Annotated in this window: 10 protein-coding genes; 1 reads left to right on the top strand and 9 read right to left on the bottom strand. The window is 76.3% G+C overall.

Annotated features, from left to right (window positions below; translation table 11 throughout):
• Positions 1-16 precede the first annotated feature (16 nt).
• Entirely contained in the window at positions 17-2,746 is a 2,730-nt protein-coding gene (locus tag MTF65_RS04840; protein WP_243626934.1) for a LuxR family transcriptional regulator, read from the top strand.
• Between the two features lie 34 nt (positions 2,747-2,780).
• On the opposite strand, the gene MTF65_RS04835 is transcribed toward MTF65_RS04840, so the two are convergent.
• The 9 genes from MTF65_RS04835 to MTF65_RS04795 form a co-directional block, all read right to left on the bottom strand.
• On the bottom strand, positions 2,781-3,698 hold the full coding sequence (locus MTF65_RS04835) for a glycoside hydrolase family 19 protein (RefSeq protein WP_374207153.1): 918 nt from the start codon (positions 3,696-3,698) through the stop codon (positions 2,781-2,783).
• A 206-nt stretch (positions 3,699-3,904) separates the two neighbouring features.
• Positions 3,905-4,318: a rodlin gene (locus tag MTF65_RS04830; protein WP_243626933.1), complete on the bottom strand. Its 414-nt coding sequence runs from the start codon at positions 4,316-4,318 to the stop codon at positions 3,905-3,907.
• 241 nt (positions 4,319-4,559) lie between these two features.
• Positions 4,560-4,751: a DUF5302 domain-containing protein gene (locus tag MTF65_RS04825; RefSeq protein WP_243626932.1), complete on the bottom strand. Its 192-nt coding sequence runs from the start codon at positions 4,749-4,751 to the stop codon at positions 4,560-4,562.
• Positions 4,752-4,845: 94 nt separating this feature from the next.
• Positions 4,846-5,130, bottom strand: a complete 285-nt coding sequence (locus tag MTF65_RS04820) for a hypothetical protein (protein WP_243626931.1) — start codon at positions 5,128-5,130, stop codon at positions 4,846-4,848.
• A gap of 32 nt (positions 5,131-5,162) precedes the next feature.
• Positions 5,163-5,918, bottom strand: coding sequence for an HNH endonuclease family protein (locus MTF65_RS04815; protein ID WP_243626930.1), 756 nt, complete (start codon positions 5,916-5,918; stop codon positions 5,163-5,165).
• 154 nt (positions 5,919-6,072) lie between these two features.
• On the bottom strand, positions 6,073-8,709 hold the full coding sequence (locus MTF65_RS04810) for a hypothetical protein (protein WP_243626929.1): 2,637 nt from the start codon (positions 8,707-8,709) through the stop codon (positions 6,073-6,075).
• Positions 8,706-12,707, bottom strand: a complete 4,002-nt coding sequence (locus tag MTF65_RS04805; protein WP_243627317.1) for a DUF5682 family protein — start codon at positions 12,705-12,707, stop codon at positions 8,706-8,708. Before MTF65_RS04805 ends, MTF65_RS04810 begins: the two co-directional genes overlap by 4 nt.
• A gap of 14 nt (positions 12,708-12,721) precedes the next feature.
• Positions 12,722-13,876 carry an AAA family ATPase gene (locus tag MTF65_RS04800; protein ID WP_243626928.1) on the bottom strand — a complete coding sequence of 385 codons (1,155 nt, stop codon included), beginning with the start codon at positions 13,874-13,876 and terminating at the stop codon, positions 12,722-12,724.
• 125 nt (positions 13,877-14,001) lie between these two features.
• Positions 14,002-18,915 (bottom strand): DNA-binding protein, encoded by a 4,914-nt coding sequence (locus tag MTF65_RS04795; protein WP_243626927.1) that lies wholly within the window; start codon positions 18,913-18,915, stop codon positions 14,002-14,004.
• Positions 18,916-18,925 lie beyond the last annotated feature (10 nt).

Below are 18,925 nucleotides of genomic sequence, written 5' to 3'. Positions count from 1 at the left end.
GCACGCTGACACGACCGTGGGGCAGCGCGAAATCATCGAGGCGGTCGACCGCGCGCTGACCACGCACGGGCGAGCCGTCCTCACCGGACCCACCGGCGCGGGCAAGACCGAGGTGCTACGCGCCGTCGCGGCCGTCGCCGAGCGCCGCGAGACGGTGCTCCGGCTCACCCCCGAGGCCGCCGACCGGTGGATACCCGAGGCCTCGGCCGCCGCCCTGCTCTCCTCCGTCCCCTGCACCGCGCTGGAGAACCTGGCAGGACCGCAGCGCACCGCCATCGCCCTGCTGCGCCGCGAGGCGGACGAGCCCCGGGCCGGCCGCGACCACGTCGCGCTGCGCCTCGCCCTCGTCGAGGTCCTCCGTACCCTCGCCGACCGCAACCCCGTCCTGCTCGTCCTCGACAACGCCCAGTGGCTCGACGCCGAGAGCACCGACCTGCTCCGGTTCGCCCTGCGCCTCACCCCGCCCCGCGTACGAGTCCTCGTGGCCGAATGCGTACAGGGCGGAACCCCCGTCGCCGAAGCCCTCTGCGGTCCCGGCACCCCGGCCATCCGGGTCCCCCCGCTCGGCGCCGAGGAGATAGCCGAACTGCTCGTCCGCCACGGCCTGCCCGCCCGCCTCGCCGGCCGCATCCACCAGGCCAGCGGCGGAAACCCCCGGCTCGCCCTCGCCCTCGGACACTCCCTCGCCGAAGCCGCCGGAGCCCGCGACGGCGGCGCCCACCACGCCGACACCCTGCCCGTCTCCGGGCAGGCCCGCGAGGTCGCCCGGCGGCTGCTCGCCGAAGCTCCCGCCCAGGCCCGCCGCACCCTGCTGCTCGCCGCCCTCGCGGCCCGTCCGACCACCGCGCTGCTCCGGCGGGCCGGCCGCCCCGACGCGGAGGCGGAACTCGCGGAGGCCGAGCGGGCCGCGCTGGTCACCGTAGGAGAGGACGGCTCGGTCCGGTTCACCGCCGGGGCGCTGCCGACCGCCCTGGCGGCCGACGCCGGGTGGCCCGAACGCGCCGCGGCGCACGCCGCGTTGGCCGACGCCGTGGACGATCCCGTCCAGGCGGTACGGCACCGCGCGCTGGCCGTGGACACCCCCGACCAGTGGCTCGCCGCCGAGATCACCGAGGCCGCCGCGGCCTGCCGGCGCCGCGGCCAGCGCGCCCTCGCCGCCGAACTCGGCCTGCTCGCGGCGGACCGTACGCCGGTCCACCTGCCCGGGGACGAACTGGCCCGGCTCGTCGCCGCCGCCGAGGACGCGGGCTGGGCCGGCCGCGCCGACCTCGCCCGGCGCGCCACCCGGGCGGTGCTGGCCCGCGACGCCTCGCCCGCCGACCGGGTACGGGCCCGGCTCGCCGTGATCGACGCCGCCGGGCAGGCCCTCGCCGACCTCGACGAGACCTTCGCCTACGCCATGGACGACGCCGCCGGAGACCCGTCGCTCCAGGCCGCCGTCCAGCTCCGCGTCGCCACGAAGTACAACCTCAGCGACGGTGACCCCGTTCGCTCCCGCGACGCGGCCGCGGCGGCCGGGGCGCTCGCCGCCACCGGGGGCGACCAGGTGGCCGAGGCCATGGCCCTGACCGTGCGGGCCCGGATGGGCCGCATCCTCGGCGACCGGGACGCGGAGGAGATCCTTGCCGAGGCGCTCGCCCTGCCCGCCCCCGAGGTGCCGCTCGGCATGCGCAACGCGCCCCAGTACCTGGCCGTACGCCACGCCCTCTTCGACGACCGGCTCGGCGACGCCCGCCGCCAGCTGCTGGTGCTGCTGCCCGCAGTCCAGCGGACCGGCTCCGCCGAGGACGTCTTCGAGGTGCTGCGCAGCCTCACCGAGGCCGAGCTGCGGCGCGGCCGGTGTGCCGCCGGGACCGCGCACTCCCGCCGCGCGCTGGAGCTGACCATCGAGGCGGGCCTCTCGCCCGGCCCGGCCTGGTACTGCGCCGCGACGGCCGAAGCGATGGGCGGCAGCTTCGCACGGGCCGCGGCCTACGCCCGGCGCGGCATCCAGGCCTCCGAGGAAGAACACGACCAGGTGTTCCTCTCGCGGAGCCTGTACGCCCTCGGACTGGTCGAACTGGCCACCGGGGAAGCGGCGAAGGCGGTCGCCACGCTGCGCCGGGTCGCGGAGCTGGAGGCCGCCCAGCAGGTGGTGGACCCCTCGATCCTGCGCTGGCACGGGGAGCTCGCCGAGGCCCTGGTCGCCGCCGACGCGCCCGGCGAGGCGGCGGAGCTGATCGACGGCGTCCGTACGACGGCCCTCGCGCTCGGGCGCACCACCGTGGTGGCCGCACTCGACCGGGCCCAGGGCCTGTGCCGGTCGGCCCTCGGTGACGCGCAGGGGGCCGTGGCGCTCCTGGAGGCCACGGCCGAGAGGTTCGCGGCCCTCGGACTCCCGCTGGAACGCGGCCGCACCCTGCTCGCCCTCGCCCGGACCGAACGGCGCCGCCGCCGCCGCGCCCCGGCCCGCGCCGCGCTCCAGGCGGCCGCCGAGGTGTTCGACCGGGCCGGCGCGAAGCCCTGGCTCGACCTGGCCCGGGAGACCGCGCCCGAGGCGGCCGCCGCCCGGCACCCCGGGGTGGCGGCCCTGACCGAGGCCGAGACGAAACTCGCCCTGCTCGTCAGCCAGGGCGCCAGCAACCAGGAAGCGGCGGCCAAACTGTTCCTCAGCGTCAAGACGGTGGAGTCCCGGCTGACCCGCATCTACCAGAAGCTCGACGTGCGCTCCCGGGCCCAGCTGGCCACCGCCCTGCGCACCGGCTGACCCGCCGCGGGCGGCAGGTCCGTCCTCCGTTCCGTCAGCAGCTGAGGTTGTTCCCCGGCGTCACGCCGAGCAGCTGGGTGAAGCTCTGGTACGCCGAGATCCGGCTCTGGACCTGGGCCGGGTTGCCGCCGTTGCACTCCAGGGAGCCGTTGATGGAGCGGATCGTCTCGCCGAAGCCCGCGCCGTTGACCATCGCCGCGTGCGCGGTCATCGTGCCCGGCCCGTTCTGGGTGTTCCAGTACCAGAGCGCCGTCTTCATGGCGACGGCCGGGTCCTGCTCGACGAGGTAGGGGTTGGCGAGCAGGTTGATGCCGAGGGCGTCGCCGGCCGCCTTGTAGTTGAAGTTCCAGCTGAGCTGGATCGGGCCCCGTCCGTAGTACGCGGCCTGCCCCGCCGGACAGCCGTACGGCTGCGTCGCGTCGCAGTAGTGCGGGTAGTTGGCGGTGTTCTGCTCCACGATGTGGACGAGCCCGCCCGTCTCGTGCGAGACGTTCGCGAGGAAGGCGGCCGCCTCGCGGCGCTTGACGGTGTCGTCGCCGGTGGTGGCGAAGCCGGGGTACGCCGACAGCGCGGCGACCAGGCCGTTGTACGTGTAGAAGGAATTCCGGTTCGGGAACATCTGGTTGAACTGGGCCTCGCTGACCACGAACCCGGACGGGTTGCCCGTGCCCGGGTCCTGGCCCCCGCCGCCACCGCAGGCGCCCTGGTCGGACCAGACGCCCCACTGCCCGGTGGTGCCGGGCGTCTCGCCCTGGGTCCACCACTTCGCCTGCCAGTTGTGGCCGCTGTACGAGGCGCTCATGCCGTTGGTGTAGACGGCCGAGGAGGCCCACGCGCCGACGCACGCGGGGGCCGCCGTGGCGGACGAGGAGGGGAGGGCGATCGCGAGACCGAGGGTGACGGCAGCGGTGGCGGCCAGCGAGAGGGCGCGGCGGCGTAGCGCACGTATCACGTAAGTGCTCCTTGAGTGGGGGGAGTTGCCGGGGGGAGGCGACTACCGCCACTGAACCGAAGCTGGTCTGGACCTGTCAAGGTCTAGACCATGTGAGTCTCGCTGTCGGGAACCGGACCGGGCTGTCGGGAACCGGGACCCACCGCCCGGAAAACGCCGAACCGGCGTGACGACATACGTCGTCACGCCGGTTCGGAGGGAACGGGTCAGCTGCCGGAGGAGAGGTTGCCGGAGAGCACCGGGATGTTGTCCAGGATGTGCGAGAGGGACTCGTCGCCCTTGGCCTGGGTCGAGTTCTCGGCGCACTGCTGGTTCTGCGGGTGGGACAGGACGTTGATGTCCTGCACGCCGACGTTGGCGATGATCGCGAGCAGCGACTCGGCGTTGACCTTCGCCGGCAGGCCGACGCAGAGCTTGTTGAGGGAGCCCTGGACCAGGCCGAGCTGGGGGCTCATGACGCCCTCGGTCTTCTGGTTGCCGTAGATCTGCGCGGCGTGGTTGCCGTTCACCGTGGTGACGCCGTTGTCGTTGCCGATCGCCATCGCCGGGGACGCTGCCATGGCACCCGCGCCCAGTGCGGTGGCGGCGATCGCGGCGGAGGTCATGAACTTCTTGAGCATGTCTGAGAATCCTTCTGTCGCATGAGTGGTTCCCCGGCGGGACATGCTGGTCAACTACCGCCGCGGCCCTTGGTTATCGCCCGTCACCCATGCGGCCCAACAACTCGCCCCCCGCCGGTGGTGGATCCGGTCGGGGTGCGACAGATGGCGCGCCGCGTCAGCGGCGCGAGAGCTCCTGGGGAGCTCCTGGAACGCTTCCGGAGTCTCCCGGAGTCTCCTGGAGTGCTCCTGGAGAGCGAGGTCAGCCGGTCTTGCGGCGGACCTTCTTGTTCTTGCCGCCGGCGCCGCTGCTGGAGCCCTGCACCTTGGCCCGGTTCTGGTGGGCCTGCTGGGAGTGGGCGTTCGCCGCGTTGCGCTCCAGCGCCTCCCGGAACTTGCGCTTGGCCTCCTCGGCCGGCGACTCGTCCTGCGGGGTGTCTGTTCCGTCAGTCATTTTGTCCTCCTGGGGGTGATACGCCGTTTCAGTCTGTCAGCTCGGGACTCCGCTGACCAGCGGTTTCCCGCCGGACGTGGCAGTCCGAGCGCGGTCAGGAGCCGACGGGAGGCGCCTGGGCCCCGTGTCCCGCCCGGATCGCGGCAAGGGCGGCGGTGTGGAGCGCGTGCGGATCGCCGTGGGGGAGCGGGCTGCCGCTGAGCGTGTACCACTCGTCCGCGTCGGTGTACTGGATCTCGAACCGGACCTTCCCGTCGGACCCGGCGACCGTACGGAGGGTGAGCGGGCCGGTGATGACGCCGACCTCGTCGGTCATCGCGCCACCGGGCCCGGCCAGGACCTGGTCCTGCCACTCCTGCGGGGCATTCATACCATTCATGGCTTTCATGGTATTCATGGCGTTCGCCGCATTCATGGCGCGCATGTGTTGATCATGGTGGTGAGCATGGCCTTCTCGGGTTCGGTGACGGTCAGACCGTAGTCGGATTTGACGGCGGTCCAGGCACGCCCGTACTGGCACCAGCTGCCCTTGTCCGGCGGCTGCCACAGGTCCGGGCTCTGGTCGCCCTTGGACCGGTTGGACGACGCCGACACCGCCAGCAGCTGCGGGTGGGTCAGGTCGTTCGCGAAGGCCTCGCGCCGGGCGGCGTCCCAGCCCGCGGCGCCGGAGCGCCAGGCCTCCGCGAGCGGCACCATGTGGTCGATGTCCAGCTTCCCCGCGTCGTTGACGGCCACCCCGTCGTACAGGCTCTTCCAGCGCCCCGACACCGCACGGCATTCGGAGTCCCGCGCCACATCGGTCCCGTCGCGCTTGAGGACGACCTCGCGGGTGTCGCACTTGTCGCCCTGCTCGGCCCAGTGCGTGAACCTGTCCCGGCTGTACCCGGCCATCGTGCCCGCCTCGGCGACCTTCAGCCCCGCCAGTCGGGTGCGGGCCATGGCCGCCGTGACCATGCCGGGCAGGACGTCCCCGGCGGCCGCTTTGCCGCCTTCCGCCGGTGCGGGCGCCTTCCCCGTCGGCTTCGCCGTCGGTTGGCCGGTCGCCTTGGCGCTCGGGTTCCCGCCGGGTTTGCCGTCTCCCCCGGCGCCCCCGCCGGCGCATCCGGCCAGGCCCAGCACCAGCGCCACGGCCAGCGTCCCGCCGCGTACACGTATCTGACGTCCCATGACCGACCCCACCCCCGAGCAGACTTCGCCAACTTCGCCAACTTCGCCAACCGTCCCCGGAACACTACCCATATCCGGACATCCAACCGCCTGAAACGAGCCGGTGGCGGCGAAGATCACACCGGTTCGCCCCTTTCGCGCGGAGCCTCCCGCCTCATTCCCAGGACGCCGCCACCAAGGACCGCTCCGCCGCCGCGAGATGGGCGGCGGCCGCCAGCCAGGCCCAGGCGTAACCCTCGGCCGAGGCGTCGGCCAGGCGGCCGAAGGCGTCACGGGGCCGCCGGTCCGCCTCGGCGGTGAGCGCGGCCGCCAGCTCCGCCGCCGCGCCGAACCCGGCCCGGCGCAGCGGTCCGGACAGGGCGAGCGGCTCCGCGCCCCGCCCGGCCTCGGCGACCGCCCGCCGCCCGCCCGCGACCCCGGTCTCCAGCAGCCGCCGTACCTGCCACAGCGGAGAGTCGGCCAGTGGATCCGCACCGGTCGCCGAGGGCGCGGGCACGGCGGCCGACACCTCTGGTACGAGGCCTTCGGCATCACCTGGGAAGTGAACGCCCTGGAGGCGGTCGTAGCCGAGGTCCGCCCGGCCGAGCCACTGCGGCGGGAGTCGCAGCGTGAACCGCTCCCCGGGGACGGGGCCCATCGCGAGCGGCCGCAGCGTCGCGGCCCGGTCCAGGTCGGGGCGCCCGAGCACCCGCAGCGCCAGCCCCGGGAACCCGGCGATCCGGCGCAGGTTGGCGGCGTGCGGCAGCTCCGGATGCGGATGCGCGGGCCGCAGCCGCAACAGCGGTGCGCCCGGGGTGAGTTCGCGGACCAGTAGCTGATCGCCGGACGCGCCGACGACCCGGACATCGCAGCCGAGCAGTCCCGGGCCGGCGTCCTCGGCGTCCCCGGCGTCCCCGGCGGGCATCGCGGCCACGGCCTCGGCCGCCGGCCGGGAGAACAGGGCCTCCGTCGGCCCCTCGCCCCACGCCACTCCGCCCAGCGGCGTCGCCCGTACCCCGCGTCCGGCCCCGAGCCGCCCGTCGGGGGAGACGGTCGCGCCGACGACGCGCAGGCCGCCGCGCGCGAGTCCCGCGTGATCGAGGACGGCCCCGCCCAGCGCGACGGAGGCGGAGCCGGCGCCCCGGGCGCGAGCCAGGCCGCCGGGGCGGACGTCGGACACCGAGTAGTGCGAACCGTCCGGGCCCAGCAGGTGCGTGACCACACCCCCGTACCCGGTGGCGGACAGCACGGGCTCCCGGCACAGCCCGTACACCCGCAGGCTGCCGCCCGCCTCGTAGGACCGGCGGGAGGTACCGGTCAGCCCGGTGCCCGCCGCGCCGGAGGCAAGCAGCCCGGCGGTGTACAGCAGCACGCGGAAGGCCCCGGTGAGCTCCGTGAGCCGCTGGGCGGCGCTGCGGTCCCGCGCGGCGCGCAGGCCCCGTACCACGCGCAGCGCGGCGGCCTCGGCGCGCGGCAGCCCGGCGATCCGCGCGGTGTGCGCGGCCCGGAGCAACTCGGCCTGGACCACGGCGCCGCCGGCCGTGACGCCCGCCGCGAGCGCCTCGGCCGCCGCTTCCCAGAGCGCGCCCGCCGCACGCACCTGAGCCGCACTGAGCCCCCCGGCACCCCCCGCCGCCACCCCGGTCCCGGCGGCAGCCTCCGCCCGGGGCCCGGTGGCCGCATCCGCCCGGGGCCCGGCAGCAGCCTCCGCCCCCGCTCCGGCGGCAGGCTCCGCCCTGGGCGCGGTGGTCGCGCCCGTCCCTGGTCCGGGGGGCGTGCCCGCCCCGGCCGGCGTGCCCGCCCCGGCGGCGCCCGCCCCGGCGGCACCCGCCCCGGCCGCACCCGGCCCGGGTCCGGCGGAAGGCTCCGTCCCGGGTCCGGCGGCCGCGCCCGTCCCGGGTTCGGGGGCAGCCTCCGCCCGGGGTCCGGCAGCAGCCTCGGCCCCCGCTCCGGGGGCCGCGTCTGGGCCGGGCCCGGTCGCAGGCTCCGCCCCGGGTTTGGGGGCCGCGCGCGTCCCGGGTTCGGGGGGCGTGTCCGCCCCGGCCGCGTCGGCGCCGGGTCCGGGGGCAGGCTTCGTCCCGGGCGCGGTGGTCGCGCCCGTCCCTGGTCCAGGGGGCGTGCCCACCCCGGCCACGCCCGCTCCGGGGGCCGCGTCCGCGCCGGGTCCGGTGGCAGGCTCCGCCCGGGGTTTGGGGGCCGCGCCCGTCCCGGGTTCGGGGGGCGTGCCCGCTCCGGCCGCGCCCTCTCCGGCCGCGCCCCGCCCGGGTCCGGCGGAAGGCTCCGTCCCGGGTTCGGGGGCCGCGTCCGCGCCGGGTCCGGGGGCAGGCTTTGTCCCGGGTCCGGGGGTCGTGTCCGTCCCGGGTTCGGGGGAAGGCTTTGCGCCGGTTCCTGGGGCCGTGCCCGTACCGGGGTCGGGGGGCGCGTCCGTGCCGGGTTCGGGGGCAGGGTCCGCGGCGGCGGCCGGTGCGGGCTCGGCGTTGGCTTCCAGCTCACCTGGGTCGGCGATCGGCGCCGCCCCGAGCACCGCCGTTCGGTGCAGGCAGCGCGGCGCCAACAGGCAGCTGCAGACGGCCTGTTCCGCGCCCGTGACCGCACCCGACGGGCCGGGCCGCAGCGTGACCAGGGCGTCCTCCCCGAACCGGATGCTGACGCTCCCATCCGCTGCCCGAACGGCACCGGCACCGGCGGCGCAGCCCTCGATCGCGGCGTCGAGCTTCTTGCGCAGCCGCGCGCTCAGGTTCTCCACCGCCTCGGCGAGGACCTCGGGGGCGACGGAAGGCAGCAGGCCGGTGCTCAACGGTTCGGTGATCAAGGGAAGTCTCCACGGAGGCGGTCGCCCACCCAGCGGGCGAGGGCGAGAGGGCTGAGGGCGGCCACCGGCATCCCGGCGGCGACGAGCTGCCGCGCGACCGGCACCGAGTACCGGGGCGTGCCCGCGTCGTCGAGCGCGGCGCAGCCCAGCAGATGGGCGCCGGAGGAGGCCAGCGCGCGCACCTCGCCGAGCAGCCCGCCGAGCGGGGCGCCCTCCTCGAAGTCGCTGACCACCACGACCAGCGTGCGGCTCGGGACGGTGATCAGCGAACGGGCGTGCGCGAGGGCCGCCGCGATGTGCGTACCACCGCCGACGCGAACCTCCAGCAGCAGCGACAGCGGGTCCTCGACCCGGTCGGTGAGGTCCACCACCTGGGTGGAGAACGCGAGGAAGTGCGTGGACAGGGTCGGCACCCCGCCCAGCACGGCGGCGGTCAGCGCCGACCAGATGACGGAGGCCTCCATCGACCCGGAGACGTCGACCACCAGGATCAGCCGCCAGTCCGCCTCACGGCTCGCCCGCGTACTGAACACCGGCCGCTCCGGCACGACCACCACCCGGCCGTCGTCCAGCCGCCGGGTGTGCGCGAGGTTGGCCCGCAGGGTCCGGGCCAGGTCGAGCCGGCCGCCCGGACGACGGGTGGGGCGCGGGGTGGCGATACCGGACAGCGCCGGGCGCAGCCGGGTGGCCAGCTCCCGCGACAGCTCGTCGACCAGCCGCTTGACCAGGAGGCGCAGCCGGGCGAGTTGAGCCTCCGGCATGCCCCCGGCGAGCGAGAGCACCGAGGTCAGCAGCTCCACGGAGGGGCGCACGAGCGCCGGGTCGAGCTGGGTCAGCACATCCGCGCGCCCCGCGCCGGCCGCGTCGGCGAGCACCTCCTCCCGTACGTCCGCGCCGAACAGCGACTCCAGCTCCGCGGACCACTCCCGGGCCGTCGGGAAGGAGGGGTCCTGGCCGCCGCCCCGACCGGCGCCGCCCTCGACATCGGCGGCGCCCTCGCCCCGGCCCGCGCCGTACAGCTCGTCCAGGGCGCGGGCGTAGCGGCGCGCGTCGGCCGGGAGCCGGTCGCGCTGGCGGCCGAGCAGCAGCCGCCACCGGTCGGCCGGAACCAGCCGCTGATCCGCCGGCGCGGGTGCCGCCCGCCCTGCCGCGACACCTGCCGCGACACCGGCTGCGGGACCAGCTCCTGCTCCGGGACTAGCTGCGGCTGCGGCACCGGGGCCTGCTCCGGGGCCTGCTGCGGCTGCGGCTCCGGCACCTGCTCCGGGGCCTGCTGCGGCTCCGGCTGCGGCTACGGGACCTGCTCCGGGATCTGCCCCGGCTCCGGCACCGGCTCCGGGACCTGCTCCGGCTCCGGCTCCGGCTCCGGCTCCGGCTCCGGCTCCGGCACCGGGACCGGGACCGGGACCTGCTCCGGCCGCGGCTCCGGCACCTGCTCCGGGATCTGCACCGGCTCCGGCACCGGCTCCGGGACCTGCTCCGGCTCCGGGACCTGCTCCGGCTCCGGCTCCGGCACCGGCTCCGGCACCTGCTGCGGCACCGGCACCGGCACCGGCCACCCGGTTCCCGGCCGGCGCGGCCACCGGGTCGGGGGCGGGCAGCGGCAGGGCCTTCAGCGCCGCGCGCCCGGCCGCGTCCGCCGCGGCCCACAGGGCGAGCAGCGCGGGCGGCGCGTCCAGCGACAGGTCGATCCGGTCGCCGAGGCGCTCCGTGACGGTGTCCAGCAGCCGCTCGCGGGCCGCCGGGGCCAGCGCGTCGAACCCGCCGCGCAACGCCGGGAGCCGGTCCAGGAACTCCTGGTCGGCGAGGCCGTCCACCCGGTCCAGCAGCGAGGTGAGCACCGCCGGGGAGGACTGGAGCAGCGGCCCGGCGGCGGTGAGCAGGCCCGCGAGCCGGCGGGCGAGGGCGCGCCGGCCGCCGGGGGTGACGGCGCCGTCGATCCACCCGGCGGCGCGGCCGCCGAGTCCGGCGGCCGGATCCAGGTCGAGGAGCACCCTGACGGCCAGGGCCGCGCCCTGCATCAGCGGGGACGCCGCGTCGGCCAACTCCGCCAGGGCGGAGTCGATCCGGAGCCCCAGATGCTGCCCGGCGGCCCGGTCGGCGAGGGCCACGAGGGCGCCCGCGTCGGCGGGTTCGTCACTGCCGGCCAGGCCCGGCAGGGCCCGTACCGCGGCTTCGAGGAGCTCACCGGTCAACGCGGCGGCGGTGTCCCGCGCCTCGGCGGTGGTACCGGGGAAGTGCCCGCGCCGCAGGCCTTCCAGCAGCCCCAGGGCCTGGAGGAGTTCGGGCAGGGCGGCGCTGTCGGGCAGGACGGCCGCCGCCTCGTGCAGTCGTACGCCGACCAGCGCGGGCAGGTCGCACCGCGCGGCGGCGGTGAGCCCGGCCAGGACCTGCTCCGGCGTCGGCCCGCCGTCAGCGGCGGCCCGGCGTGCGATGTCACGCAGCGTCCCGGAGGCCGCCTGGGCGGCGTTGACGCCGCGGAACCCCGCCAGATCGAGGCGCGCGGGCACGGACGGCGTCCAGGACAGCCGCCACTTGGTCCCAAGGGCGGCGGCGTCGCCCGTGGTCGCCACCGCGAGCTGCTCGCCGTAGGAGGCCCCGCAGACCAGCAGCCGTTGCAGCATGACCTCGCGGCGTGCGTCGAGCCGGGACCGGAGCGGGTCGAGCCGGACCTCGCGGGGTGCGGGGTCCTGCGGGGACGGCAGCCGCAGCTCGGCCAGCTCCGCCTCGACGGAGGGTCCGAGCCCGGAACGCGGGGCGTGCGGGGTGATGCGGCCGCGACCGGTTCCGACGAGCACCGCCTCCAGGGCGCGGGCCTGGGGCTGCCCCTGGCCGAGCACGGTGGTGACGGCCTCCAGCAGCTCTCCGCGCCCGGGCGCCGGCAGCGCGCGCAGCGCGGCCAGATCGCAGGCCACCCGCAGCATCTCGGCCGCCTCCCCGGTCCCGGCGACGTGCCCGACCCGGCGCAGCTCCCGGCACACCGAGACCACGGCGACCGAGGCGGCGTCCCGCACCCGCTCCGGCTCGCCACCCGCTTCCAGTACGGCCTGCTGCCAGAGCGGATCCCGAATCCCGGCGGGGTACCCGGAGCGGGAGTCGAGCAGGTCGTACGAGTAGGGCACGAGCGAGGTCACGACCCCACCGTTGCCCTGGCCGGGCCTGAGACCGGGAACCGAGCCCGGGTTCGGGCCGGGGCGGGGGGTGGTGGGCACGTCCGGCTTTCCGGCCGTGTTCGGGGTCGAAGGGGTGACGGGTCCCTGGTGGGGTCCGGCCGGGCCGGGTCCGGGCTGCGGTGCGGGGTTTGGGAGCAGGGCCGGGGCGTGGAAGGCGCCGATCAGGGCGGCGACCCGGCGGCCGCCGGCCGAGGCGGCCGCGATGACCTCCCGCATACGGGCCTCCCGCGCCAGGTCAAGGGCGGGCACGGCCGCGTCCGCGCGCAGCCCCCACCCGACACCCAGCGCGGCGCGCCGCACGGCGTCCGGGGCGCAGCCCGGAGCCAGTACCTCCACCGCCCGGTCCCAGAGGTCGTCACCGTCCCGCCCCGTACCGGACGCGGACAGCGCGTCCGTGAACAACCGCCGCCCCGGGGCCGAGGCCCCGCCCGCCTCCGGCGCGGTCCACGCCGGATCGGCCAGCGGCAGATCACAGCACACGACCTCCGCCCCGTGCTCCCGCGCCCAGCGGATCGCGGCCAGTTCCGGGGAGAAGTCCGCGAAGGGGTAGAACGCCAGCCGCCCCTCCGCACCGGCCCCGGCCAACGCGACCGGCGCCACGGTCTCCGGGTGCGCCAGATGCTCCAGCCACGGCTGGAAGTCGGCCGGCAGCTCCACGCAGACGACCTCCGCGCACGCCTCCTCCAGCAGCGCCGGAACCACCGCCGCCAGCGCGGGACTGTGATGCCGTACGCCCAGCAGGTACGGCGCACGGCAGGCGGCGAGCGCGTCCACCTCCGCCCGCGGATCAGCCCGCGGATCAGCCCGCGGATCCGCCGGCGGCATGACCGAGGACGGCGTCACCGAAGGCTCCCGCGCAGGTCCCACAGCCGGCGCCACATCGCCGAACCCTCCTCCGCGCGGCGCCGCACCGGGCCGTCCCAGTACCCCAGCAGCCGCCCGTGGTCGGCCGGGTCGTCCTTGCGCACGACACCCAGCAGGTGCCCCGGAAGCAGATCCAGCACGTCCCCGCCCGGCAGATAGGCCGCGGCGACACCCAGCGACGCGGCCACCTGCACCGCCTCGGCGGTGGACATCACCGTGCCCGGCCGCTCCACGTCCCAGCCCTCGGCGGAGCGCCCCGACCGAAGGTCCCGGAAGACCGTGACGAGCGCGTCGAGCACCGCGTCGTCCACACCGAAGGACGCGCCCGCCCGACGCACCGCCGCAACGGCCTGACCGCGGATCAGGGTGGCCTCGGCGTCGGCGTCGGCGATCGGGGCGACCGTCTCGAAGTTGAACCGCCGCTTCAGGGCCGCGGACATCTCCGAGACCCCGCGGTCGCGCAGGTTGGCGGTGGCTATGACCGTGAAACCGGGCGCGGCGGAGACCACCGCGTCCTGCGTCGCGGTCAGCTCCGGCACGCTGACCCGGCGGTCGGACAGGATCGACACGAGGGCGTCCTGCACCTCCGGCAGGCAGCGGGTGATCTCCTCGACTCGCGCCACCCGGCCCGTCCGCATGGCGGAGAGCACGGGGGAGTCCACCAGGGCGCCCGAACTCGGCCCCTGGGCCAGCAGCAGCGCGTAGTTCCAGCCGTACCGGAAGGCGTCCTCCGTGGTCCCGGCCGTGCCCTGGACGGTCAGCGCGCTGGTGCCGCAGACGGCGGCCGACAGCAGTTCGGAGAGCATGGACTTGGCGGTGCCGGGCTCGCCGGTGAGGAGCAGGCCGCGTTCGCCCGCGAGGGTGACCACGCAGCGCTCCACCAGGGCCCGCTCGCCCACGAACTTCGGGGCGATGGCCAGTTTGGCCGGCAGCCCGGCGCGACGCTTGGGCAGGGCCAGCTCGACGCCGTCGCTGCCGCAGACGAAGGTGACGACGGCGCGCGGGGTCAGTGCCCAGCCGGGCGGCCGCGGCCCGCTGTCCTGGGCGGCGAGAAAGGCCAGTTCGGCGACGTACCGCTCCTCGGCCGGCATGACCTGCCGGGCGGGCGCGGTCGGTTCGGTGACGGTCATCAGGGTCCTCTGAGGTGATACGAGAAAGAGTTCGGAAAAGGGTTCGGAAAGGGACGGACGGGAGGCGGCAGGCGCGGCGCGTGCCCCGCGGGGAGCGCTCCGCGCCTGCCGACGCGCCGAAGGCGTCAGCGCCGTCGGGGACGGGTGCGCTTGACCTTGAGCTCCTCGAAGCGCGGCGCGTCGCCCTCGCACACCCGCCGCCAGGCCCGCTCGTACAGCTCCGCGACCGGTTCGGCGGGCACCAGCACCCCCAGCACCGGGTACGCCCCGCCGAGCAGGCCGTACATGGGGAGCTTCCACGCCTCCACCGGCAGCGTCGGGGAGGACATCTCGGCCCACCCGCCCGGCAGGAACAGCGAGCGCCCGGCCCGGCTCCGGCTGGCCTCCACCACCAGCTCGGTGGCGGCCAGTTCGGCGCGGGCCGCCTTCAGCCGGGCCGGCTTCCAGCCCGTCCACCGCGCCGTGTTGCGGTCGGTGGGATCGGGCATGGCGAGCAGCGTGAGGTAGAGCGCCGCCGCGTCGGCGCCCAGGCCGTACGCCTCGCTCACCTCCGCGACCAGCTCCGGCACGGAGCGGCTCGGATCCTGCGGCCACCACGTGCCGTCCGCGTCCGCGGCACCCGCCGCCGGCGCGCCCGGGTCCGCGAGCAGCCGGGCGAACGCCGGGGCGTGGACCATCCGCAGCGCCGTCTCGACGTCACCAAGCCTCTGGTCGTCCCCGCGCAGCAGCGGCAGGTACGGGTCGGAGCCGGTGGAGTCCAGCAGCGTCGGCCGCAGCGCGGGCCTGGGCCGGTGGTCGCCGTACGTGGGCAGGACGAGCGCGCCGTACCGCTCGTAGCCCTCGCCGGTCTCGGTCGGGCTCCCCGCCGCCTTCCGGAAGTCCGTCAGGTTCACGAAGTGCCCGAGACCGAGCAGCAGTTCGGGCGCCACGAGCCGCTGCCGGACGGCGGTGAGCACCGGCGGCAGCCCGGCGCGCAGGGCATCGCCCGCCGGCAGCCGGTGGGCGAGCCAGGCGGCCAGGCCCACCGCTCCGGTGAGGACGGCCGAGTTGAAGGGCTGGGCGGTCGGCACGGTCGCCTCCACATGGTCGCCCACGACCGACCAGGCCACATCGGCGGAGAGCTCCGGGGCGGCCGCCGGGTCGAGCAGGGCGGCCGGCCCGCGCCGCGCGGCCCACCCGTGGGGGATGGCGCGGGCCGCCTCGGTGGCCAGCCAGTCCGGTACCGGCGTACGAGGGCCCACGCGCCGGTTCCACACCGCCGCGGCGGCGGCCGCGTCCGGCCCCTCGCTCCACAGCCGCGCCGGATCGGCCGGCAGCAGCGCCGCGACCACGGCCTGCCGTACCCCGGCGTCGAGGCTCTTGAGCTCATCGCGGGCGTGGCCCGCCTCGGCCGCCTTGACGCCGAGGACCTTGCGCAGCTCCGCGGGCAGGAAGTTGTTCTCCCAGCTGTCGACGAGCGGCATACCGGCGACGACCAGCCTGGCCATCACGCCGGAGACGCCGGTGAGCCGGGAGAACTCCTCGGCGGCTTCGGGGAGGAACGGCGCCGCGCCCCGGTCGGCGGCCTCGTCGAGGAACGCCGACAGCCATCCGGCGCCGCGCTCCCGGTCGCCGAGCGGAGCCTCGCCCCGTACCTCGTAGGGGCCGGGGACCTCGAAGCGGCCGGTGGGGTCGTACAGCAGCGCCCCGAACTCGTGGCCGTACGGCACGGACTCGCTGTGCTCGGTCAGGGCGAGGACGGAGCCGCCGCCGAGGGGGAGCACGGAGCGGTGCGGCAGGCTCCGCGCGATGCCGTCGGGGGTGCTCAGGTGGCGCTGGTCGAGCCGGACCAGCACCCGGCGCCAGTGATCGGCGGAGCCTTCGGCCGAGGCCAGGCCGAGACCGTCCACCTGCCCGAGCAGGCTGACCAGGGCCGCCCCCTGCTCGTCGGTGGTGCCGACGGCGACGGCGCGGAAGGCGATGGCGGCGGGCTGGTCCAGCAACGGCGTCCAGGGGAGCGAGGAGTACCCCACCATCGGCATGTCGAAGTGCAGCCGGCCGGGCACCGCGGGCGCGTCCGTACGGGCACCGGCGGCGGCGAGTTCGCGCAGGAAGCGGTGCGCGGCGTCGTGGTCACCGCCGTAGCGGTAGTGCCCGGTGCCGGTCAGCCCGTTCAGGGCGTCGCCGAGCAGGCGGTCGACGGGCCCCCGCACGGTGTCGGTGACGGCCTCGGCGTCGGGACGCAGCCGGGCCGCGACCCGGTCCAGGGACTTCTGCTGGGTGAGTGCGAAAAGCAGCACCTCGACGATGCCGCCGATCAGCTTCGGAGCCGTGACCCGCGGCAGCGCCGCCCGCACCAGATCGGGCAGCTCGGACCACTTCGGGGTCGCGGCGGCGGCCTTGAGCAGCGCGCCGACGGTCTCCCGGTCGGCCGCGCGCAGCGCCCGCGAACCCTCGGGGTCGCGCGGGCGCAGCGCGTACCAGAAGCCGAGCGGCGGCAGTTCGACGCTGCCGGTGGCGAAGCCGGAGCCGCGGCGCTCGCCGCGCGACTGGGCCGTGACCACCCCGTCGGGGTCGGTGATGCTCAGCCCGCGCCAGCGTTCGGTGACGGCGCGCGGGCGGTCGTCGCCGGGGAAGACGAGCGCGGCCACGGGCATGTCGCGGCCCTCGGGCACGGTGACGCCGCGGCCGGAGAGGTCGCAGGCGTGCCAGCCGTGGCCGGGGACCCGTACCGGACGCCAGCCGAGCAGGCCGTCGACGGGCGCGCCCAGCACCGAACCCGCCACGGTGGGCGCGGGCAGCAGCCGGCAGGCGTGCAGGACGAGCGTGGCGGTCTCCGGGTGCCCGCGCAGCGCGTCGGCGAGGAACCCTGGCAGGGAACGGCGGCCGTGGGCGGCGCCGGTGGGGGCGGTGGGGTCGTACTCGCGCCAGCCGGCCTCGGGGTTCTCGGCGCGGTTGCGGTCCCCGCCCTCCCACACCCAGTACGAGGTGCCGTCCGTCAGCATGGCCTTCTCGGCGGGCAGCGCGGTGTCGCCCGCGTGCACGACGCCGGCCCCGGTGGTGCGCCCGCCGCCGGGCAGGGCCAGGGAGAGGTGCTCGGAGCGCAACTCCCAGTGCCTGCGCTCGCCGTCGATGGTGAAGACGGCGTCGGGAGCGCTGTGCCAGTAGCCCCGCGTCTCGTTGTCGCTCCAGGAGAACCAGAAGACGAGCAGGTCCCCGTCGACGTAGTGGAAGCCGTACCGGTACGCGTTGCCGCGCGGGGCGCGCAGATCGTGCGTCAGAACGGTGGAGTCGGCGTCGAGGACGCGGACCTCCGTCTGGCCGGCGACGATCAGATACGGCCAGGACTCCACGACGGTCAGGCCCTGCGGCCCCTGGGCGGGCTTCATCTCCGTGAGGGCGGTCTCCCAGGCGGGCCACTCCAGCTCTTCGAAGAGGCCGCCGCGCAGCGTCCGGGCGAGGGTCTCGCCGAGGTCGGCGGCGGCCGCGGCGGCCACCTCCTCCGGGGCGAGTTCCAAGGCCTCGACGGGAAGCCAGGTGAGCTGCCGGATGGCCTCGGGCACCGCGGGCAGTCCTGCGGCGGTGGAGGAGCGGGCGACACCGCGCACCCACTCGGTCAGCAGCGGGCGGCCGCCGGGCGAGGCGGCGAGCCGCTGGACGATGTCGGTACCGGAGGACGCGTCGCCGAGGCCGTTCAGGGCCCGGTGGAAGGCGGGTCGGAAGCGCTCGTCGGCGCCGAGGGCGAGCAGATCGCGGCGCTGCTCGGCACGGGCCCAGTCACGCAGGTTCAGCTGATCGTGGTTCTTGGGGCCGGGGTCGGCGACGGGAATCCCCAGGGACAGCAGCAGATCCAGGAGATCGGCGTCCTCCACGCCGATCCGCAGGCCCCCTTCCCGGTCGGGCCGGGCGAGTTCGGCGCGCAGCCGCTCCGCGCCGCGGGTGACGATGTCCAGCAGGGACGGCGGGGTGGGGCGCGGGCCCCAGCCGGCGTGGCGGGCGGCGTGGAAGCGCTCCAGCCAGCCGGCGGTGCCGTCGGGGGAGCGCTGCTCGGCGGGCAGCTCCTGCCCGGTGAGTCCGGCGGTGGCGCCGGACTCCTCCAGGATGTCCAGCCAGAGGGCGGTGAGTTCGCCGTCGCCGCCGCCGGGCAGCGTCAGCCCGAGGAGGGTGCCGCGTACGGAGGGGACCCGGCGGGCGAGGGCGATCAGGGCGGTGCGGTGTGCCTTCCACCAGCCGTACGCGGCCCGCAGGGTGGCGGGCAGCGGCAACAGCTCGGCGAGGTAGTCCTGCTCGGGCTCGGCGCCGGTCAGCCCGGCCGCCTTCGCGAGGCGCCGCAGTTCGACGGCGGCCTGCGCGGACGGCGCCAGTCCGCCCGCGGTGCGCCGTACGCACAGCCGGCGGAAGCGCTCGTACGCCTCGGCGGGCGGGACCCGGACGGCCAGCTCCTTGCCGTAGCCGGTGAGCACCTTCACCGGCAGGGCGCCGGCCAGCGCGAATTCGAGGAAGGCGGCGCCCCGCCGGTCCTCGTCGACGGCCAGCCCGTGCTGCGCCTCGGCGGTCCGGGCACGGGTGAACAGCTGCCCGGCGTACGTGGTGTTCTCGACGCCGAGGAACACCCGCGCGGCCTGCTCGTAGAAGACGGGAAGGAAGTGCGGGACGGCGGCGGCGAGCCGGCCGGCCAGTTCGTGGCAGGCGTCCAGCGCGGCCTTGGGCTTGGTCTTGGCCTGGCGGGCGGCCCGGTCGAGTTCGGGCACGACGGCGAGGGCGTGGTGCCCGTCCTCGGGGTGGTGCACCAGCACCCACTCGGGGAACCCGAGGGCCTGGCGCTGCCCGAGGCCGACGACGGGCGGCTCGCCCTCGTCGGGCACGAGCCCGAGGAAGCCGGCGGCGAGGTCCTCGGCCGCGCCGAGTTCGGCGGCGGCGAGCCGGACGACGACGCGGTCCTCGGCGAGCGCGGGGTGCCGGTAGGCCCGCGCGGTCAGATCGACGGCGTTCGGCCCCGCGTCCGGGGTGCCGTGCGGCAGCACCGCGCCCGCCTTGAGCAGCAGTTCGGCCTCGCTCACGGCCTGTCCC

It is taken from the genome of Streptomyces sp. APSN-46.1 (genome assembly GCF_022815725.1).
Lineage (GTDB): Bacteria > Actinomycetota > Actinomycetes > Streptomycetales > Streptomycetaceae > Streptomyces.
Note: the sequence above shows the minus strand (reverse complement) of the source record. Positions and strands in the feature narration are given on the sequence as shown.